The 17,224-nt window shown below is 40.0% G+C and carries 16 protein-coding genes and 1 pseudogene; 3 read left to right on the top strand and 14 right to left on the bottom strand.

The features are described 5' to 3' along the window. Nucleotides 1–3: 3 nt before the first annotated feature. From trxB to AC6I5B_RS04895, 6 genes are all read right to left on the bottom strand, one after another. A complete protein-coding gene (gene trxB / locus AC6I5B_RS04920) occupies nt 4–933 on the bottom strand; it encodes a thioredoxin-disulfide reductase (protein ID WP_004614619.1) in 930 nt (309 codons plus the stop codon). Between the two features lie 10 nt (nt 934–943). Next, nucleotides 944–1,273 carry a thioredoxin gene (gene trxA, locus AC6I5B_RS04915; RefSeq protein WP_022250564.1) on the bottom strand — a complete coding sequence of 110 codons (330 nt, stop codon included), beginning with the start codon at nt 1,271–1,273 and terminating at the stop codon, nt 944–946. An 89-nt stretch (nt 1,274–1,362) separates the two neighbouring features. Then, nucleotides 1,363–2,031: a Crp/Fnr family transcriptional regulator gene (locus AC6I5B_RS04910; RefSeq protein ID WP_004614621.1), complete on the bottom strand. Its 669-nt coding sequence runs from the start codon at nt 2,029–2,031 to the stop codon at nt 1,363–1,365. A 3-nt stretch (nt 2,032–2,034) separates the two neighbouring features. Beyond that, complete coding sequence (gene ligA / locus AC6I5B_RS04905; RefSeq protein ID WP_497773648.1) at nt 2,035–3,996, bottom strand: NAD-dependent DNA ligase LigA; 1,962 nt, start codon at nt 3,994–3,996, stop codon at nt 2,035–2,037. A 10-nt stretch (nt 3,997–4,006) separates the two neighbouring features. After that, the gene (gene rluF / locus AC6I5B_RS04900; protein ID WP_144167361.1) at nt 4,007–4,768 is read right to left on the bottom strand and encodes a 23S rRNA pseudouridine(2604) synthase RluF; all 762 of its coding nucleotides are present in this window, start codon (nt 4,766–4,768) and stop codon (nt 4,007–4,009) included. A gap of 8 nt (nt 4,769–4,776) precedes the next feature. Next, nucleotides 4,777–6,069: a M18 family aminopeptidase gene (locus tag AC6I5B_RS04895; protein ID WP_071143730.1), complete on the bottom strand. Its 1,293-nt coding sequence runs from the start codon at nt 6,067–6,069 to the stop codon at nt 4,777–4,779. Between the two features lie 111 nt (nt 6,070–6,180). Between AC6I5B_RS04895 and AC6I5B_RS04890 the strand changes: the two genes are divergently transcribed. Beyond that, nucleotides 6,181–7,509, top strand: coding sequence for an MATE family efflux transporter (locus tag AC6I5B_RS04890; protein WP_117787439.1), 1,329 nt, complete (start codon nt 6,181–6,183; stop codon nt 7,507–7,509). Further along, nucleotides 7,506–7,994 (top strand): DUF5721 family protein, encoded by a 489-nt coding sequence (locus AC6I5B_RS04885; RefSeq protein WP_022250562.1) that lies wholly within the window; start codon nt 7,506–7,508, stop codon nt 7,992–7,994. Before AC6I5B_RS04890 ends, AC6I5B_RS04885 begins: the two co-directional genes overlap by 4 nt. Nucleotides 7,995–8,075: 81 nt before the next feature. On the opposite strand, the gene AC6I5B_RS04880 is transcribed toward AC6I5B_RS04885, so the two are convergent. The 8 genes and pseudogenes from AC6I5B_RS04880 to AC6I5B_RS04845 all read right to left on the bottom strand — a co-directional run bounded on the left by AC6I5B_RS04880 (nt 8,076) and on the right by AC6I5B_RS04845 (nt 16,534). Further along, entirely contained in the window at nt 8,076–8,483 is a 408-nt protein-coding gene (locus AC6I5B_RS04880; RefSeq protein WP_004615127.1) for a DUF6483 family protein, read from the bottom strand. 63 nt (nt 8,484–8,546) lie between these two features. Continuing rightward, nucleotides 8,547–8,936 carry a hypothetical protein gene (locus AC6I5B_RS04875; protein ID WP_497773647.1) on the bottom strand — a complete coding sequence of 130 codons (390 nt, stop codon included), beginning with the start codon at nt 8,934–8,936 and terminating at the stop codon, nt 8,547–8,549. A 21-nt stretch (nt 8,937–8,957) separates the two neighbouring features. Then, nucleotides 8,958–9,266, bottom strand: a pseudogene (locus tag AC6I5B_RS04870) (GNAT family N-acetyltransferase); the annotation flags it as partial. A gap of 16 nt (nt 9,267–9,282) precedes the next feature. After that, a complete protein-coding gene (locus AC6I5B_RS04865; protein WP_270651162.1) occupies nt 9,283–9,732 on the bottom strand; it encodes an LptM family lipoprotein in 450 nt (149 codons plus the stop codon). A 45-nt stretch (nt 9,733–9,777) separates the two neighbouring features. After that, entirely contained in the window at nt 9,778–10,272 is a 495-nt protein-coding gene (locus AC6I5B_RS04860; RefSeq protein ID WP_004614630.1) for a GNAT family N-acetyltransferase, read from the bottom strand. Nucleotides 10,273–10,359: 87 nt separating this feature from the next. Next, nucleotides 10,360–12,420 carry a molecular chaperone HtpG gene (htpG, locus tag AC6I5B_RS04855; RefSeq protein WP_044988131.1) on the bottom strand — a complete coding sequence of 687 codons (2,061 nt, stop codon included), beginning with the start codon at nt 12,418–12,420 and terminating at the stop codon, nt 10,360–10,362. Nucleotides 12,421–12,577: 157 nt separating this feature from the next. Beyond that, nucleotides 12,578–15,823 (bottom strand): ABC transporter permease, encoded by a 3,246-nt coding sequence (locus AC6I5B_RS04850; protein ID WP_497773646.1) that lies wholly within the window; start codon nt 15,821–15,823, stop codon nt 12,578–12,580. Nucleotides 15,824–15,829: 6 nt separating this feature from the next. Then, nucleotides 15,830–16,534 (bottom strand): ABC transporter ATP-binding protein, encoded by a 705-nt coding sequence (locus tag AC6I5B_RS04845; protein WP_004614633.1) that lies wholly within the window; start codon nt 16,532–16,534, stop codon nt 15,830–15,832. A 167-nt stretch (nt 16,535–16,701) separates the two neighbouring features. Here AC6I5B_RS04845 and AC6I5B_RS04840 point away from each other — a divergent pair, with 167 nt between their 5' ends. Further along, the gene (locus tag AC6I5B_RS04840; RefSeq protein WP_004614634.1) at nt 16,702–17,202 is read left to right on the top strand and encodes a GNAT family N-acetyltransferase; all 501 of its coding nucleotides are present in this window, start codon (nt 16,702–16,704) and stop codon (nt 17,200–17,202) included. Nucleotides 17,203–17,224: the final 22 nt, after the last annotated feature.

Below are 17,224 nucleotides of genomic sequence, written 5' to 3'. Positions count from 1 at the left end.
GAGCTATTCTCCCACCGCAATGTATTCCTCAATATACTTCGATGCCACCGCACCGTCCGCCACCGCCGTCACAATCTGCCGGAGCGGTTTCTTTCTCAAATCTCCAACCGCATACACTCCCGGAATATTGGTCCGTGTCGTCTCGTCTGCGAGCACATACCCTCCTTCATCGAGGTCAATCTGTCCTTTGACAAGCTCTGTGTTTGGCACATTTCCAATTGCAACAAACACTCCGTCACAATCAATTTCAGACACTTCGCAATTTTCCTTATTTTTCACTTTCACTCCGGTGACAAGATCATCTGCAAGCACTTCCACCACTTCTGAATTCCAGATAAATTCCAGATTTTCTGCCTCGTTCAGGGAATCCATATATGTCTTGGATGCTCTCAACTCATCTCTTCTGTGCACCAGATATACTTTTTTACAGATTTTAGATAAAAACAAAGCATCTGCAACCGCAGTATTTCCACCACCTACGATCACAACTGTCTTTCCTCTGTAAAACATTCCATCACAGGTTGCGCAGTAAGATACGCCGCGACCTCTCAGTTCTCTTTCATTTGGAAGTCCAAGCTCTCTCGGATAAGCTCCCATTGCAAGAATAACCGTCTTCGCCTCGTATGTTCCATCTGATGTAACGATAACTTTCGGCTGTTTTTCTAAATCCACACTCTGCACTTCCGCGATCTTTGTCTCCACGCCGAACCGCTCTGCGCCCTGCTTCATCTGCATTCCAAGTTCAAATCCATTGATTCCTTCTGTAAAGCCCGGATAATTTTCTACGATCTCTGTCGTCCCCATCTGTCCGCCCGGAGCGAATTTTTCTACTACAAGCGTGGTTAAGTTTGCCCTTGATGTGTAAAGCGCAGCCCCGTATCCTCCGGGACCGCCTCCGATGACAATCACATCATAAAAATTTTTATTTTCCATCTCACATCTCCTACAGTTGTACACCGTGTCCGAGCAGCCAGCTCTCAAGCTCTGCTTTTGACATCGCTCCTACATTGGTTCCTTTCACTTCTTTTGCATCCACAAGCTTCAATGTCGGAATGCTCATCACACGATACTCCTGAGCCAGTTCCGGATCATCATCGATGTTGATTTTTACGACCTTTACTTTTCCTTCATGTGCTGCTGCCACCTCATCTACAATTGGCGCAAACATCTTGCAAGGCATGCACCAGTCTGCGAAAAAGTCAATTAATACCGGGACATTTGATTCCAAAACCTCTTGTGTATAGTTGCTGTTTGTTACTTTCATTACTGACATATCTATTTCCTCCTACAATATAATTTTCTGTTTCTTGATGACTCTATCATACAAGATATGACATTCTCTTTCTGTGACATTGTCACACTTTATCTTCTACTGTCTTTCGCAAGTTCATACAGACGATCTTCATCTATGATTTCAATGCTCCCGCGCGACAGGCTGACAAGCTGTTCTTTCTGAAAATACTTCAGCATTCTGGTAATCACCTCTCTTGCCGTTCCCAGATGGTGAGCGATCTCTTCATGTGTCATTTTCAGCATGCTCTCTCCTGTAATCTCCATCTCTTCCACAAGCAGTGCGGCAAGTCTCACATCCACACTTTTATTTAAAATCTGTTCCATCACCCACATCACATCTGAAAATCTCGACGCCATGAGGTCGTTTGTAAAATTTGCAACCGGAAGAGAGGTATGTATCAAATTCTGATAAACAGAGGTCGGTATTGTCAGAACCTTAGAATCTTCTCTCGCCTCTATAATCACCTCGAACTGAATATTATTCATAATACAGGATGCCGCAAAAAGACAGGCATCTCTTTGAAACATTCTGTATAATGTGATCTCTTTCCCGTCTTCCGACAGCGTATATGCGCGAAGTTGTCCTTCTTCCACAATGATCAACCCTGTACAGTCCTCCGAACCATTGTGTATAATGGTTCCTTTTTTCACATTCTGTACCAGTATCCTGTTTTTCAGTTCCTCTTGTTCTTCTTTTGTAAGTTTCGCCCAAAATGGAACGAGTTCTTCTATCTGCATTCTTTATTCACCTTCCAGCATTTTTAAAAATGTCTCTTCTGAGATAATCGGAACCCCCAGCTCTCTCGCTTTTTTATTTTTTGAAGAAGTTGACTCTATATCATTATTAATCAGATAGTTTGTCTTAGAAGTGACAGAGCCCGTCACCTTTCCTCCTTTACTTTCAATTACAGCCTTTACTTCATTTCGATTTGCAAAATGTTCCACACTTCCTGTAATTACAAAGTTCATATTTTCAAAAATCTGAGCCTCTTTGCTCTCTTCTTCCTTTGGTATCTCCAATTCTGTTAAAAGTCTTCGGAATTCTTCCACATGCTGCTCTTTTGCAAAATAGGAAACAAACGCTTTCGCAATCACAGGACCGATTCCCGATATTTCACTCAATTCTTCCTCTGTAACACGAAGCATTTTCTCTATATCAAAGTTCAGTTCTTTACAGATTACCTTTGCGTTGGCAAGTCCGATATTCGCTATTCCAAGACTGTAAATGAGTTTTGGCAGTGTTGTCACACGTGCTTTTTCAATACTTTTTTGTAGATTTACATAAGATTTTTCACCAAATCCTTCCATGGATTTAATTTCATCTTCATACTGCTCCAAATGAAAAATATCTGAATAATGATTGATAAATCCCTTTGCGATAAATTTCTCTAATGTCGCCTCTGAAAGTCCATCAATATTAAGCGCATCTCTGCTCACAAACAGCGCAAATGATTTCAGATGCTTTGCCCCGCACTCTTCGTTCGTACAGTAGAGCGCCTTTGCATCACTGACTTTTCGGATCTCTGTCTTACCATGACAGACCGGACATTCCTCAGGAATATCTTTCACACCGCTTCGCGTCAGGTTTTCTGCAATCTGCGGAATGATCATGTTTGCTTTATAGACTGCGATCGTATCGCCAATGCCAAGCTCTAATTCTTCCATAATGCTGATATTGTGAACACTCGCACGGCTCACCGTCGTCCCTTCCAGTTCCACCGGTTCAAAAATTGCAACCGGATTAATAAGCCCTGTTCTTGACGGACTCCACTCAATCTCTAAAAGAGTTGTCTCCCTGATTTCATCTGCCCATTTGAACGCAAAGGAATCTCTCGGGAACTTGGAGGTTGTACCAAGCGACTGCCCATATGCAATGTCATCATATACAAGCACCAGACCATCTGACGGAAAATCATTGTCTGCAATCTTCTCCGAAAAAAATTTCACACGCTCTTCAATCGTGCCAGCTGTGACCTCATATCCTTCCACCACTTCAAATCCTTGTTCTTTTAACCATTCCATCTGATAAATTCTGGAATTCTTAAAGTCTACGTCATCTGCTTTTACAAGTGAAAATGCGAAGAACTTCACATTTCTTTTTGCAGTAATCTCATTATTCAGCTGGCGTACTGAACCGCTGCACAGATTTCTTGGATTTTTATACTTTGCATCTACATCTTCAATCTCTTCATTGATTTTTTCAAAATCACGATAGCCGATGATGGCCTCTCCACGCAGAATCAATTCTCCCTGATAAGAGATATGAAGCGGCAGGTTCTTAAATACCTTCGCATTGTTAGTGATAACCTCTCCGACCTCTCCATTTCCCCTTGTTACTGCTTTTTGTAAAGTTCCATTCTGATATGTCAGCACTATGGTCAACCCATCTAATTTCCAGGAAATCCTTGCTTTCTGGCTTCCCAGAAATTCTTTTAATTTCGACACTTCCTTCGTTTTATCTAAAGAAAGCATCGGTTTTTCATGCCGTTCTTTCGGAAGCTCACTTAGCACCTCATATCCTACATTGACTGTAGGACTTGATGCCAATGTAATTCCCAGTTCTTTTTCCAACGCAAGTAACTCATCGTAAAGTTTGTCATATTCATAGTTGCTCATAATCTCCGCAGTTCCCTGATAATATGCCTTTCCTGCCTCATTCAGCAATTGTACCAGTTCCTGCATACGCTGTTTTTTTTGTTCCATGCTTTCTACCTCATTGTTCTTGTTTCTTTGGGATCACCGTCTCATTGGAAGAATCCTTAATCAATTCATATAATTTTTGAATTTCTGCTTCCGTCACCTTCCGGTATTCCCCCGGCTTTAACTCTCCAAGTGTGATGTTCATTACCCTGATACGTTCCAGTCTTGTCACTTTATAGCCAAGATATTCACACATCCGGCGAATCTGCCTGTTGAGTCCCTGTGTCAAAATAATCCGGAATTTATATTTTCCGAGCATCTCCACCTTACATTTTCTCGTGACCGTATCAAGAATCGGCACACCTTCTGCCATCTTCTCAATAAATTCTTTTGTCACCGGCTTATTGACTGTAACTTTATATTCCTTTTCATGCTGATTTCCTGCGCGCATCATCTTATTGATAATGTCTCCATTATTTGTCATCAAAAGCAGCCCTTCTGAATCTTTATCAAGCCTTCCGATATATGTGATCCTTGTCGGATAATTCAAAAACCGAATAATATTGTTTTTTTCTTTTTTTTCTTCTGTGCAGACGATTCCAACCGGCTTGTTGACCGCAAGCAGCACCATCTCATTTTTCTGCCGCACTTCTTTCTTGCCTACACACACTCTCTGGGAAGGACTGACACGCATTCCCATCTCTGCACGCTTTCCATCCACGGTCACTTTCCCGTTTTCAATCAGACGGTCTGCCTCTCTTCTGGAACAGACGCCTGCCTCACTCAAAAACTTATTCAATCTTACTGTTGTCTCTGTAGTTTGATTTTCTCTCATCTTTTCTCCTATAAACTAAAATATGCCTTGATAAATCTGGTCAGACTCTCCTGATCTTTTGCTCCCATCAGTTCTCTGCTGGAATGCATTGCAAGCAACGGCACACCCAAATCTACCGTTCTCACCGGAAGCATCGCCGATGCGATTGAACCGAGTGTTCCGCCCCCCGTCACATCCGAACGATTTACAAATTTTTGATACGGAATCTGTTCTTTTTCACAAATCTGCTGCACGATTCCGACCGCTTCACTGTCTGTTGCATAGCTTTGTGAGCATGCTTCTTTAATGCAGAACCCTTGATTCAACATATTCTTATTTGTCGGGTCATATTTTCCCCCATAGCTTGGATGAAATCCATGACTGACATCCACAGACATTAAAAGCCCCTCCGCAAGTGCATTCTTGTACATCTGTTCAGACCCTCCAAGTGAAAGATAAATTTTCTCCAGCAAATACGGAAGCATCATAGATCCGGCTCCCTGCTTTGTCCTGCTGCCGACCTCCTCATGATCAAATATCGCGATCACATTCAGCCCTTCTTTTCGTTCACCTTCTAAAATTCCATCGACAAGCGCCTGAACAGACGTGAGATTATCCAGTCTCGGCGCCGAGAGGAATTCTTCGTGCAATCCTATCTTCTCTGCCCTGTCTGCATTATACAGATTCAATTCATAATCCAAAATCTCATCCACCTGCACTTGAAGCTTTTCCGCAAGCGCACTCAAAAAGCAGTTTTTATCCACCTCTTCTTCCAAGATTCCCACAATCGGAAGCATCTGTGTCTGCTTATTCAATTCTACGCCCTTATTCATCTCTCGTTCCAGATGAATCGCAATATTCGGAATCGTAAATAATGTTTTCTCGAGATCAACGAGACTAACTTTTGGACGAAATACATCATCAGATTTTAAGACGACACGTCCTGCGGCAGACAGTCCACGATCCAGCCAACTTGACAAATTCACCCCGCCATAACTCTCCACATTAAGTTGTACATATTTTTCTGTAGTCACCTCCGGATTTGGTTTGATACGAAATCCCGGAAAATCCCCATGTGCTGCCGCAATTCGGAAACTCTCTTTTTCTTGAAAACGACTCCCGATCGTAAATGCAAAAATACTGGAGCCATGATGAATCACCATATATTTCCCGCCTTTTTGCAAATTCCAGTTGTTTTTCCAACACAGTTCCTCATATCCCTGCTTTGCTAACTGATCTTTCACTGCTTCCACTGTATGAAACTGTGAGGTTGCCTTCCTGATAAGCGAAAGTAAGTTATCTATATAGTTTGTCTGTTGCATGCTTTTTACTCCTTTTATTGCTGTTTAACTTTCATGATACTGTTTTGGTTTCCAAAAGTCAACGTATCTGCTATAATACCATTATTGGATTTTATTTAAAGGAGATTTTTTATGCTGACAAACACACTTACAACCGAGCCAGTACGAAAATTATTCTTTCGTTACCTCATTCCTTCTATCTGCGGAACGATGGTAACGTCTATTTATGTACTTGCTGACACAATTATTATCGGGAAAGGAATTGGCATTGATGCTATGGCTGCATTAAATATCATCCTCCCGCTGTTTAATATTTTCTTTGGCACCGGACTTTTATTTGGTGTCGGCGGTTCTGTCTTAATGTCAATCGCCCGCGGAAAAGGCGATACTCAGACCGGAAACTGTTATTTTTCTGTCGCAGTACTTTTGAATGCCATCACCTGTATTTTATACATGATTCTATTTTTAAATTTCATGGAACCGATCGCACGTTTTCTTGGCGCAACAGATGTAACAATGCCTTATGTACTCAATTACGCGCCGTACGTGATCTTGGGACTTGGCTTTTTTGCATTCTCCACTTTTCTACAAACCTTTGTAAGAAATGATGGTGCACCAAAGCTTTCCATGATTGCCGTTGTATCCGGCGGTGTCCTGAATGTTGTTTTAGATATTGTTTTTGTATTTCCTTGTAAAATGGGCATGGCAGGAGCAGCAATTGCAAGTGTGCTTGGATCCGTACTTACAACTGTTATTTTGCTGTTCCATTTTCGCTCTAAGTCAAACGGACTGCATTTTAGCTTAAAGAAATTTTCACCTGTATTCATCACAAGTATCTACAAAAATGGATTTACAAGCTTTCTTGTGGAAGTCTCGTCCGGAATTGTTATGTTTGTTTTCAACTTACAGATTTTAAAATATATTGGCGATATCGGTGTGAGCATGTATGGTGTCATTACAAATACCGCTATTGTAGTCATCTGCCTGTGTAACGGAATCAACCAGGCTTCTCAGCCGATCATCTCAACCAATCATGGTGCAGGGCTTATTGATCGTATTGAGACTGTAAAAAAACTGGGACTGAAAACTGCATTTATCATCTGCTCCGTTCCGGCTATTTTAGGATTGATCGTACCAAATTTGTTTACTTATATTTTTATGAATCCAAATGAACAAATACTTGCGCTTTCATCCACTGCAATTCGTATTTATTTTGTTGGATTCTTTGTAATCGGATTGAATATGTTTATCATTGGCTATTTTCAATCTACAGTAAAACCACAGCTTTCATTGTTCCTCTGTCTTTCCAGAGGGTGTGTACTTGCAATTATCTTTGTATTTGTGCTGCCTCCGCTTATCGGAGTCATTGGAATCTGGGTATCTGTACCGCTTGCTGAATTCATTACACTGATTGCCGGAATATATTTCTTGAAAAAGAATGAAAAGGAGAGGTTCTCATGATTGCATTAAAATTACCGGAAGTAAAAGAATGTATGTCCAAGCTGTTATTATCGGACACCTTCGACTCATTTTTATTCATAGAAGGAGAAATTGTCACCTATAATACATTTTCCATTAATGGATTTCTCAAAAAAGATTTTTTTGAGAAAGACCTGGCTCCTTCCCGAGATTATTCTTTGTGGAAAGATATTAGAGAGTACGCATTTTCTTTGATCAAGGGTAAAAAAACTCCCCTCAGTTTTCGCTTTGTATTCGGACTGTCAGAGGCGAATATTGAAAGATTACTGAAACAGCAGGAACTGAATTTCCAGCCACAAGATGTGCAGGGATTGTATCTCAATCTGAAATATGATGGTCAGAATCTTACCTGCGTCACCGGAACTTCCATGAGACTCTTCACTTTGGATAAGTCTTTGGAAGAAGCATGGGATCAGATGGTTCAAAGATTCTTTTTGAAAAAAGAGATTAGCGCAGAAGTCTTATAAGATGAAAAAGTAATAGAGGTCACGGTATCTCTATTACTTTTTATTTTCATTCATTCGTGGTAAAATGAGTGTTTTCGCACCTTATCGTTCTTCCTCATCAACACGTCCTATTAAACGAATTAAGTCCTTATATCCGGATTTTTCAAGTAACTGCTTAAACCCAAAAAGCACTTCTTCTTTCGTGTAATCATTTCTTCTCAAAAAATCATCGTCTTTTTGACTTAGATGTTGATAAAAAAATGCCGCCGCCATGACTTCTTCTTTATTTGTATAATCGAGATCTTCCAGCAAAAGATTCTCAGCTTCGTTTATATCTCCCTGGTCAATCATATCGAAAAAATATTTCAGCGTATTCCCTGAGACTTCATATTTATTTTCGTCTTCTAATTCGACAGAAACATATTTCTTCCCAAATACCAAAGAAAACAATACTTGTACCATTTCTTTTATCATTCGCATAATATAATCTTTCTCGTCTACAACTCCCATAGTCCATCCCTCCACGTTTTCAATATTCTAAAATCACTTTTTTCTATCTTCCTAGACAAATCACTATTTCATTCTTTGCGTACTCAGTTGCAACTGTTCAACCTTGAGCGTCCTTGCATTATCGTCCTCGTCTTTAGAATTCTCTATTTCTGAATTTCGAATACTCAAAATGATTTCATCCTGAACCTGTAAATCCTCAAATGATATACTTACAACTTGTCCTGTATCATAATCACAGTAAATCATAGGAATGGATGAACAATCAATAAGACAGTTTTTACCTAAAATGCCTTCTTCTGCACCGTCTTTTACAGTTATCGTGCTGTTTCCCTCATCAATTTCTGTAATTACTGCATTCACGCCTAAATGAACTGGGTTATTTTTTGATGAACTGCACGCTGTCATAGAAATCATAAAAAGAAATATGCACAGCACCATTCCAATTTTTTTCATACACTACCACCTTCCCCAGACTCAAGTTTTGGTATTCCCCATCTCCGTCGCCTCTAATGAAATGGCTGAAATGCCTTTGCCTTTAATATCTTTAATCAACATATCTAATGTTTTATAAGCAATGCCATTCCTTCTGTATTCAGGCTTTGTATACATATTCATTATATATGCCTTAGTTCCGCTTGGGTTGTTATAGGTCGGCATTACTTGAAAAAAGCTAACACCACCCGCACCAACAACACAGTTTTCGTCAAAAACCAAATATGCAATATGCGAGCCATTACAAAGAGCTTTTTGATAATAATCATAGGATTGTCTTTCCACTTCGCTCCTACGATAACCTATTCTATTTCACAGCCACAAGTTTTGCTTCCTCTTCCTCGAAATAGTCAGCCGTATTACTGCTTAGTCCACTTGCTTTCCACGCCTGTCCAAACGTAATATCCTCTAGGTTACTTAGGAAAACAAATGTACGATCTTTAGCTGCTCCATTCATTCTTCCTGTTATCTCCAGTCTATATTTATATGTATGCGTGTCTGTCCTCCATGTACCATCACTCATTTCATAATATTTAACTTTCGTTACCAGCTTATTCTGTTCAGAATACTCTTCAACGAATTCCGGATCAGTCACATCATAAGTACTAATTACGGTTGCTTCGTCTTCTCTGACTTTCTGTTCTTCCAAAAAATCAGTTTCCACATGCTTCTTAACCTCTGACGGTTCTTTCTGCGAACATCCAAACAGACTAAGTAACATGAATGTTACCAAGGTGATTCTAAATAGTTTCCTCATAGATTTACACCTCCTGTTTCCCAACGTATTGCTTTCTTTATACTCTCATTTTACTCTATTTTCTCCATCTTGCCTATCTAAAAATGATTTTTCCATCACATAGTTTTTCAGCTTCACACCTTCCAGCTCCACCTGCTGCTCTTTTTCCAACACATATCCTCGTCCTTCAAAAAACGGTTTTGCCGTAATGGAAGCATGTACGCTGATCTTTTGAAGCCCAAATTTCTTGGCATGCTGTTCCAACTCATCGCAGATTGCCGTTGCCACACCTTGATTTTGAAAATCTTTATGCACAAACAGATGGTCCAAATATCCTGTTCTGTCTATGTTTCCATATCCTATAATCTTCTCTCCCTCTACGGCAACGACTGTATAAAGTTTTTCAAAAAATGTTTTATTTTTTCTAAGATTCTCACATCGGTTTGACCACACTTCCACCTGTTCCTGCGAATAATCTTTTCGATTCACAGTTTGAATTGTCTCATAAAAGAGCTGCACAATTTCTTCCAAATCTTCTGCCTGATACTTTCTAATCTCCATCACAATCCTCCAATTCTTCTAAATTTATTCCATAGCCACAAAATGCGCAAACCCACCTGTGGATTTGCGCATCTTTTATTTCTCTTATTATTTTGCCAATAACATCATAATCTCGTTGCTTCTGTTGATAAACGCTGTCATTTCTTCCGGATTCAACGGTTTGTTACTCAACATTGCAAGGTCAAATAACTGTTTACAGAACATTGGTACATGTTCTCCATCTTTATTTTTGAGTACATACTGTACCAATGGATGATTTGCATTCAATACAAGTGTCACATCTGTTCCGAACATAGATGGATCCATTCCGTACATATTGTACATCTTCATCATTTCCTGCATACGGCGTGACTGCTCTGACAATGTTACCATAGATGCCACATTTTCATTTTTCAGCTTCTCTACTTTAACTTCCAGCTTGTCATTTTCCAATGCTTTGCGGAATACATCAGTCAATGTCTCTGTATCTGCCTTGAATGCTTCTTCTTCCTCTTTTGCAACTTCTTCTTTGAATGTGTCTGTCAAATCTGCATCGATACGCTGGAATTGTACATTCTCATTGCGCTGCTCAAGCTGTGTCACAAACGGAGAATCAATATTATGTGTCAGCAGCACTGCATCCAAACCTTCCTGTTTGAACATATTAATGTACTGGCTCTGCTGTTGTTCGTCTGTCACATAGTAAATTGTTACTTTCTTCTCTTCTGTATTTTCGCCCTCTGATGCCTCTGTCTTTTCTTCTTCAGCCTTCGTCTCTTCTGCACCGCCATTTTTTGCAATGCAGTCTTTGAGTGTCAAATATTCATGGTCAATATTTTTGAATAAAATGTAATCACTCATCTTGTCACAGAATTTTTCATCTTTCAAGCAGCCGAATTTGATAAATGGGCTGATATCATCCCAGTATTTTTCATAAGATTCTCTGTCGGTCTTACACATTCCTGTAAGCTTATCTGCCACTTTCTTTGAAATGTAATCTGAGATTTTATTTACAAATCCGTCGTTCTGCAATGCACTACGTGATACATTCAGCGGAAGATCCGGACAGTCAATCACACCTTTTAACAGCATCAGGAATTCCGGAATGACTTCTTTGATATTATCTGCGATAAATACCTGATTATTGTATAATTTAATCTTTCCTTCCACGGAATCATACTCTGTGTTGATTTTCGGGAAATACAAAATACCTTTCAAATTGAATGGATAATCCATATTCAGATGGATCCAGAACAATGGCTCTTTGTAATCCATAAACACTTTGCGGTAAAATTCGATATAATCCTCTTTTGTACAGTCATTTGGATGTTTTGTCCAAAGTGGAGTTGTATCACTCAGAGAAACCGGACGTTTGTTGATTTTCACTTTATCTACTGCCGGTGAAACTTCCACCATCTCTTTCTCGCCGTTCTCATTTTCTTTTTCTTCCATCTTTGCTTCTTCATGAATACGTTCCACGATGACATCATCATCTTTCAATTCCTCTTCCAAAATTGTCTCGTATTCTTGTTCTGCATTTTCTTTTGACAGGAAAATCTCTACCGGCATGAAAGAACAGTATTTTTCAATCACTTCTCTCACACGATATTCATTCGAAAACTGCACACTTTCTTCATTCAGGAACAACGTGATCTCTGTTCCAACTGTGTTTTTGCTGCCTTCTTCCATATCATATTCTGTGCCGCCGTCACATGTCCAGTGTACCGGAGCCGCACCTTCTTTGTAAGACAATGTATCAATGTGAACTTCCTCTGCTACCATAAATGCCGAATAAAATCCAAGACCAAAGTGTCCGATCATATCGTCTTCTGTTGTCTTGTCTTTATATTTTTCAAGAAATTCTGTTGCACCGGAAAATGCAATCTGTGTAATATATTCTTCTACTTCATCCGCAGTCATACCAATACCGGTATCAATAAATTTCAATGTTTTTTCTTCCGGATTTACCACTACCTTGATGCTTGCTTTATAGTCATCCGGCAGTTGATATTCTCCCATCATATCTAACTTTTTCAATTTTGTGATCGCATCACAACCATTTGAAATCAACTCACGCACAAAAATGTCGTGATCTGAATACATCCATTTTTTTATAATTGGAAAAATATTTTCACTGTTAATTGAAAGGTTACCGTGTTTTGCACCCATTTCTAACAACTCCTTTTTATCTTTAATTATCAATTCTCGGCGTTTTGCCTCATCTATTTGATATATTAATACTCTGATTTTTAAATGTCAATAGAAAATTAGCACTCTTTTAAAGTGAGTGCTAATAATCTTATGAACTTTATTAAATTCTCATAAACTATTCTACACTTTTCAGTGATTCAACCATATCTATACGCTTTAATTTGAAATACATTACCCAATTCACAAACAATGAAAATCCAACCGTGAATAAAAAGCTGTACAAAAAGCTTGGAAAATCAATATTTCTTCCAAACATAATTCCTTCCACTTCCACGGTAACAATCACAAATTGATGCAAAATCTTTCCGATTCCCATTCCAACCAGCGATCCAATAATTGTCAGCAAAATATTTTCCCGAAATACATACGATGCAACCTCTTTATCATAGAACCCAAGCACTTTTAAGGTTGCAAGTTCTCGTTTTCGTTCTGTAATATTAATGTTATTCAAATTGTAAAGCACAACAAACGCCAGCATTCCCGCCGAGATAATAAGTACCACAATAACCAGATTCAGACTGCCGAGCATATCTGCAATCCGCTCTTCCATATTATTTGTATATGTCACGTTCAAAACTGCATCCTGCTCAATCAGTTTTTCCCCGATTCCCATCAAACCTTCTTCATCATATTTCTTCATCTTGAACATAATACTATTTTCTTCCGGCTCTTTTCCATAAAGTTCTTCATATAATCCGGTTGTCATATACATATAGTTTCCAATATAGTTTTCACATACCGACACAACTTTCACCTTTACGTCACCGGTATCTTCTTGTATGGTAATCATATCTCCTGATTTCACATCTAATTCGGTGGCTACCTTCTCTGTTAATATCACACCTTCATTTGTCAATTCATATTCTTCTTTTGTAACACGATTTCGAAATGTCATAAATGGCTCCAAACCATGCTCCTTTACCGGAACACTCAGGTAGATTTCCTCTTCTCCTGCCGCGCTCTTCACTGTCTTATTTTTCATCATGACTTCCGAATACGTATCAATCTGATGTTCGCCTTCAAGCGTTTCCCTTAAACTCATCTTTTCCTGTTCTGATAAGTCCGAAGACAAATATGCCATCCCGTCATACTCCTGCAATTCTCCATATTGGAGCGTTGCGATATTGGTAATGGAATCTTTGAGTCCGAATCCCACTAACATCAATCCCATACAACCGCCAATTCCAATGATCGTCATAAAAAACCGTTTTTTATATCGGAAAAGGTTACGAATAGAGGATTTCCAAATGAAACTTAAATGTTTCCAAATAAACGTAATACGCTCTAAAAAAATTCTTTTGCCTTGTTTTGGTGATGGTGGGCGCATTAATACCGCCGGCAATGCCATCAGTTCTTTATAGCAGGCTGCCAGTGTTGCCACGAATGTACATAATACTGCGGCTGCTGTAGCCATGACCGCATATGACACATGATACGGCACAATGATATGCGGAAGATGCTGATACATAATCTTATAGGCATACACAATAATAAACGGGAATAGTTTCTCTCCAATCAGCACCCCGAAAACACTTCCTCCAAACGTTGCCAAAAGCGCATAATTCAAATATTTTTTCGCAATATCAATCTTGCTGTATCCGAGTGCCTGAAGTGTTCCGATCTCCACTCTCTGCTCTTCAACCATTCGTGTCATTGTCGTGAGGCTGATCAGTGCCGCCACAAGGAAAAACAACGCCGGAAACACCTTCCCGATTGCCCGCATGCGATCCGCATTTTCTCCATATTCTGAATATTCCGGCAAAGTGCTTCTGTCATATACATACCATGTCGGAGTTTCTATCTTTGCAATCTCCTTCTCGGCATCTTTGATCTTTTGTTCCCCTTCCTCAATCTTTGCCTGCGCCTCCGTCTTTGCAGTCTCATACTCTTCCCTACTTTTAATCAGCGTCTGTTCTTGTTCCTGCAAAGTATTTTCTCCACTCTCAAGTGTCTCTTCTTTTTCATGCAGCTCTTCCCACGCTGTATCAATCTGAACCTGCCCGTTCTGGATTGTCTGCAGTGCACAAGAGAGCGATTCTTCTCCGGCGCTCAGCTGCTCTTTTGCCTGTTCAATCGCAATTTTCCCTTCTGACAACTGATTTTTCATCGCAGTAAGCTTTTCTATGTTCGCCTTAAGTTCTGCCTCCCCTGCATTCAACTGTTTCAATAACTCTGCTGCGATTGCCTGATCTTTTGGGTCTTCGCTGTCTTTGATGGTATTGTACTGCTGCCATCCCGCGTCTAACTTGGCTCTGGCATCTGCAATCTGCTTCTCGGCAGCCTCAATCTGTGGCGCTGCCGCCTCAGCCTGCTGCTGATATTCTTTTTCTTTTTTCTCTAATTCTTCTTTTTGGCTATCCAGTGTTTCTTTTCCGGTGCGATACTCTTCTAGTCCGGCATCCAGTTCTTTCTGCTTTTGATATAAGGTCTGTTTCGCATTTTCAATCTGCTCTTTTCCAGATGCAATTTCTGCTTTCGCATTCTGGATCTGTATTTCTCCATCTTTCAGCTTTTGTTCTGCATCCGAAAGTTCCTGCTGCGCGCTCGCTTTTCCGTCTTCCAACTCCTGTCTCGCCTTGTCAATCTCTTTGTTCGCCTCAGCTGCCAGAGACTGTTTCCGCGCCTCACATCTAGCATCTGTAATTTTCTCAATCTCATCAATCACATGATCCACTTTCTTTTGATACCCCTCTGTAAACGCAGTTTCCTCTTTTGCCCCTGCTGCTTTTACATAAATTTCTGTATAGGTATCCGGAGAAAAATTTTCATCTGTCACAGCGAGGAACCCACTGACCGTTCCTGTTCCAATCAGACTGCTTCCCCTTCCAAACGAGATGTAGGACGGGCTGCTTCCTGTTCCCACGATTTTAAACTCTTTGACCTCCAATATCCCGGAATTTTCTCCCGTCAGCGTAATCGTATCACCAATCCGATAAGAAGTACCTTCTAAAAAATCTATATCTACAAGACACTCTCCTTCTTTTTCAGGCATTCTTCCTTCACTTACCGTCAACTCATTCATGGACTCCGGAATAGACATCACATGAAGAACCTTTTGATTATCATCTATATTAAGCAGCATGTCCTGACTAAAACCGCCCTCTGCTTTAGCTACATCTGAAAGTCCTTCAATCGCATGCAGATCATCTTTTGTCAGTCCCATCGTGCTGATCACCTTGATATCCATCAGATTTTTTTCATCAAAATAGGCATCTCCGGAAATTCTCATATCCGGTTCCGATGCTCGAATTCCGGAAAAAAATGATACGCCCAATGCTACTATAAAAAATATCGACAAAAAACGTCCCAGGCTTTTTCGTATCTCCATATAAAAATCTTTTCTCAACGCTCGTTTTTTCATACTTATCTACCACTCAATCGTCTCAACCGAAATCGGATTCTCATTCAATGTCACTTTAGAAACCTTTCCGTTCTTTATTTTAATCACACGGTCTGCCATCGGTGCAATCGCCGAATTGTGCGTAATCAAAATGACCGTCATCCCCTTCTTACGACACGTATCCTGCAACAGTTTTAATATTGCTTTTCCTGTATTGTAATCCAGCGCTCCCGTTGGCTCATCGCAAAGTAACAATTTCGGATTTTTTGCCAGCGCCCTTGCGATAGAAACTCTCTGCTGCTCTCCGCCGGAAAGCTGCGCCGGAAAATTCGCCGCTCGTTCTCCCAGTCCGACATCCTCAAGCACCGCCATCGCATCCAGAGGATCTTTACAAATCTGAAGTGCCAGTTCTACATTTTCCAGCGCAGTCAGATTCGGAACCAGATTGTAAAACTGAAACACAAATCCGATGTCATCTCTTCTGTATGCCGTCAATTGCTTTGTATTATAGGTTGTGATATCATTTCCATCTACAATCACCTCTCCGCTCGTCGCCGTATCCATTCCTCCTAAAATGTTCAAAACAGTAGTCTTTCCCGCTCCACTTGCTCCGACAACAACTGCAAATTCTCCCTTTCCAACAGAAAAATCAATTCCATCCGCAGCCGCAATCTCCACTTCTCCCATCTTATATATCTTTTTTACTTCTCTCAGTCTCACATAATCTTCCATTCAAATGCCTCCCAACAAACTATAAGTTATTGTTCAGTAACAACTTTAACTATTTTCATTATAGCATAAATTGTTACCATTGACATACGACTCTTTCTTCCTTTACAATAAAACTTAATCACGTGTTACTGTGAACAGCAACACTCAAGCAAAGGAGGATTACTATCTTGGATGGTTTAAGAATTATTCCCGTCACAAATGAAGAGCTTATTTTTTCTGTTTCCGCACTTGCAGATGAAATCTGGCATGAACACTTCTCATCGATTCTTTCAACAGAACAGATTGATTATATGCTCGAAAAATTTCTTTCACCGGAGGCTTTGGCAGACCAGATCAATCATGATTATGAATATTTTTTATTTTCATACGAGTACACATTTGCTGGATTTGCCGGCATTCACGAAGAAAATGGCAGCCTGTTTTTAAGCAAGCTCTATGTACATAAAGATTTTCGCGGCAAAAAAATCGCATCTTATATGTTCCGGAAATTTATCGAGATCTGCAAGATGAGAAATCTGAATAAGATTTGGCTTACCTGCAATCGTTTTAACGAGAGCACACTTGCAGTCTACGAACATCTCGGATTTCAAAAAGTGAGAACCGAAGTAACCGATATCGGACAAGGTTATGTGATGGACGACTATATCTTAGAATATAAAGTAGAATAGTATCAGGGCAGAGTGTAATCAC

The sequence above is a fragment of the Faecalimonas nexilis genome (assembly GCF_059731825.1).
This window is presented reverse-complemented; position numbering and strand designations above follow the sequence as displayed.

Excerpts from the sequence above, each read along its gene's own strand:
- ligA (WP_497773648.1), bottom strand. The coding sequence starts at position 3,996 with ATGGAACAAAAAAAACAGCGTATGCAGGAACTGGTACAATTGCTGAAT.
- AC6I5B_RS04860 (WP_004614630.1), bottom strand. The coding sequence starts at position 10,272 with ATGGAGATTAGAAAGTATCAGGCAGAAGATTTGGAAGAAATTGTGCAG.
- AC6I5B_RS04845 (WP_004614633.1), bottom strand. The coding sequence starts at position 16,534 with ATGGAAGATTATGTGAGACTGAGAGAAGTAAAAAAGATATATAAGATG.
- AC6I5B_RS04875 (WP_497773647.1), bottom strand. The coding sequence starts at position 8,936 with ATGAAAAAAATTGGAATGGTGCTGTGCATATTTCTTTTTATGATTTCT.
- htpG (WP_044988131.1), bottom strand. The coding sequence starts at position 12,420 with ATGGGTGCAAAACACGGTAACCTTTCAATTAACAGTGAAAATATTTTT.
- AC6I5B_RS04885 (WP_022250562.1), top strand. The coding sequence starts at position 7,506 with ATGATTGCATTAAAATTACCGGAAGTAAAAGAATGTATGTCCAAGCTG.
- rluF (WP_144167361.1), bottom strand. The coding sequence starts at position 4,768 with ATGAGAGAAAATCAAACTACAGAGACAACAGTAAGATTGAATAAGTTT.
- AC6I5B_RS04895 (WP_071143730.1), bottom strand. The coding sequence starts at position 6,069 with ATGCAACAGACAAACTATATAGATAACTTACTTTCGCTTATCAGGAAG.
- AC6I5B_RS04865 (WP_270651162.1), bottom strand. The coding sequence starts at position 9,732 with ATGAGGAAACTATTTAGAATCACCTTGGTAACATTCATGTTACTTAGT.
- AC6I5B_RS04890 (WP_117787439.1), top strand. The coding sequence starts at position 6,181 with ATGCTGACAAACACACTTACAACCGAGCCAGTACGAAAATTATTCTTT.
- AC6I5B_RS04880 (WP_004615127.1), bottom strand. The coding sequence starts at position 8,483 with ATGGGAGTTGTAGACGAGAAAGATTATATTATGCGAATGATAAAAGAA.
- AC6I5B_RS04850 (WP_497773646.1), bottom strand. The coding sequence starts at position 15,823 with ATGAAAAAACGAGCGTTGAGAAAAGATTTTTATATGGAGATACGAAAA.
- trxA (WP_022250564.1), bottom strand. The coding sequence starts at position 1,273 with ATGTCAGTAATGAAAGTAACAAACAGCAACTATACACAAGAGGTTTTG.
- trxB (WP_004614619.1), bottom strand. The coding sequence starts at position 933 with ATGGAAAATAAAAATTTTTATGATGTGATTGTCATCGGAGGCGGTCCC.
- AC6I5B_RS04910 (WP_004614621.1), bottom strand. The coding sequence starts at position 2,031 with ATGCAGATAGAAGAACTCGTTCCATTTTGGGCGAAACTTACAAAAGAA.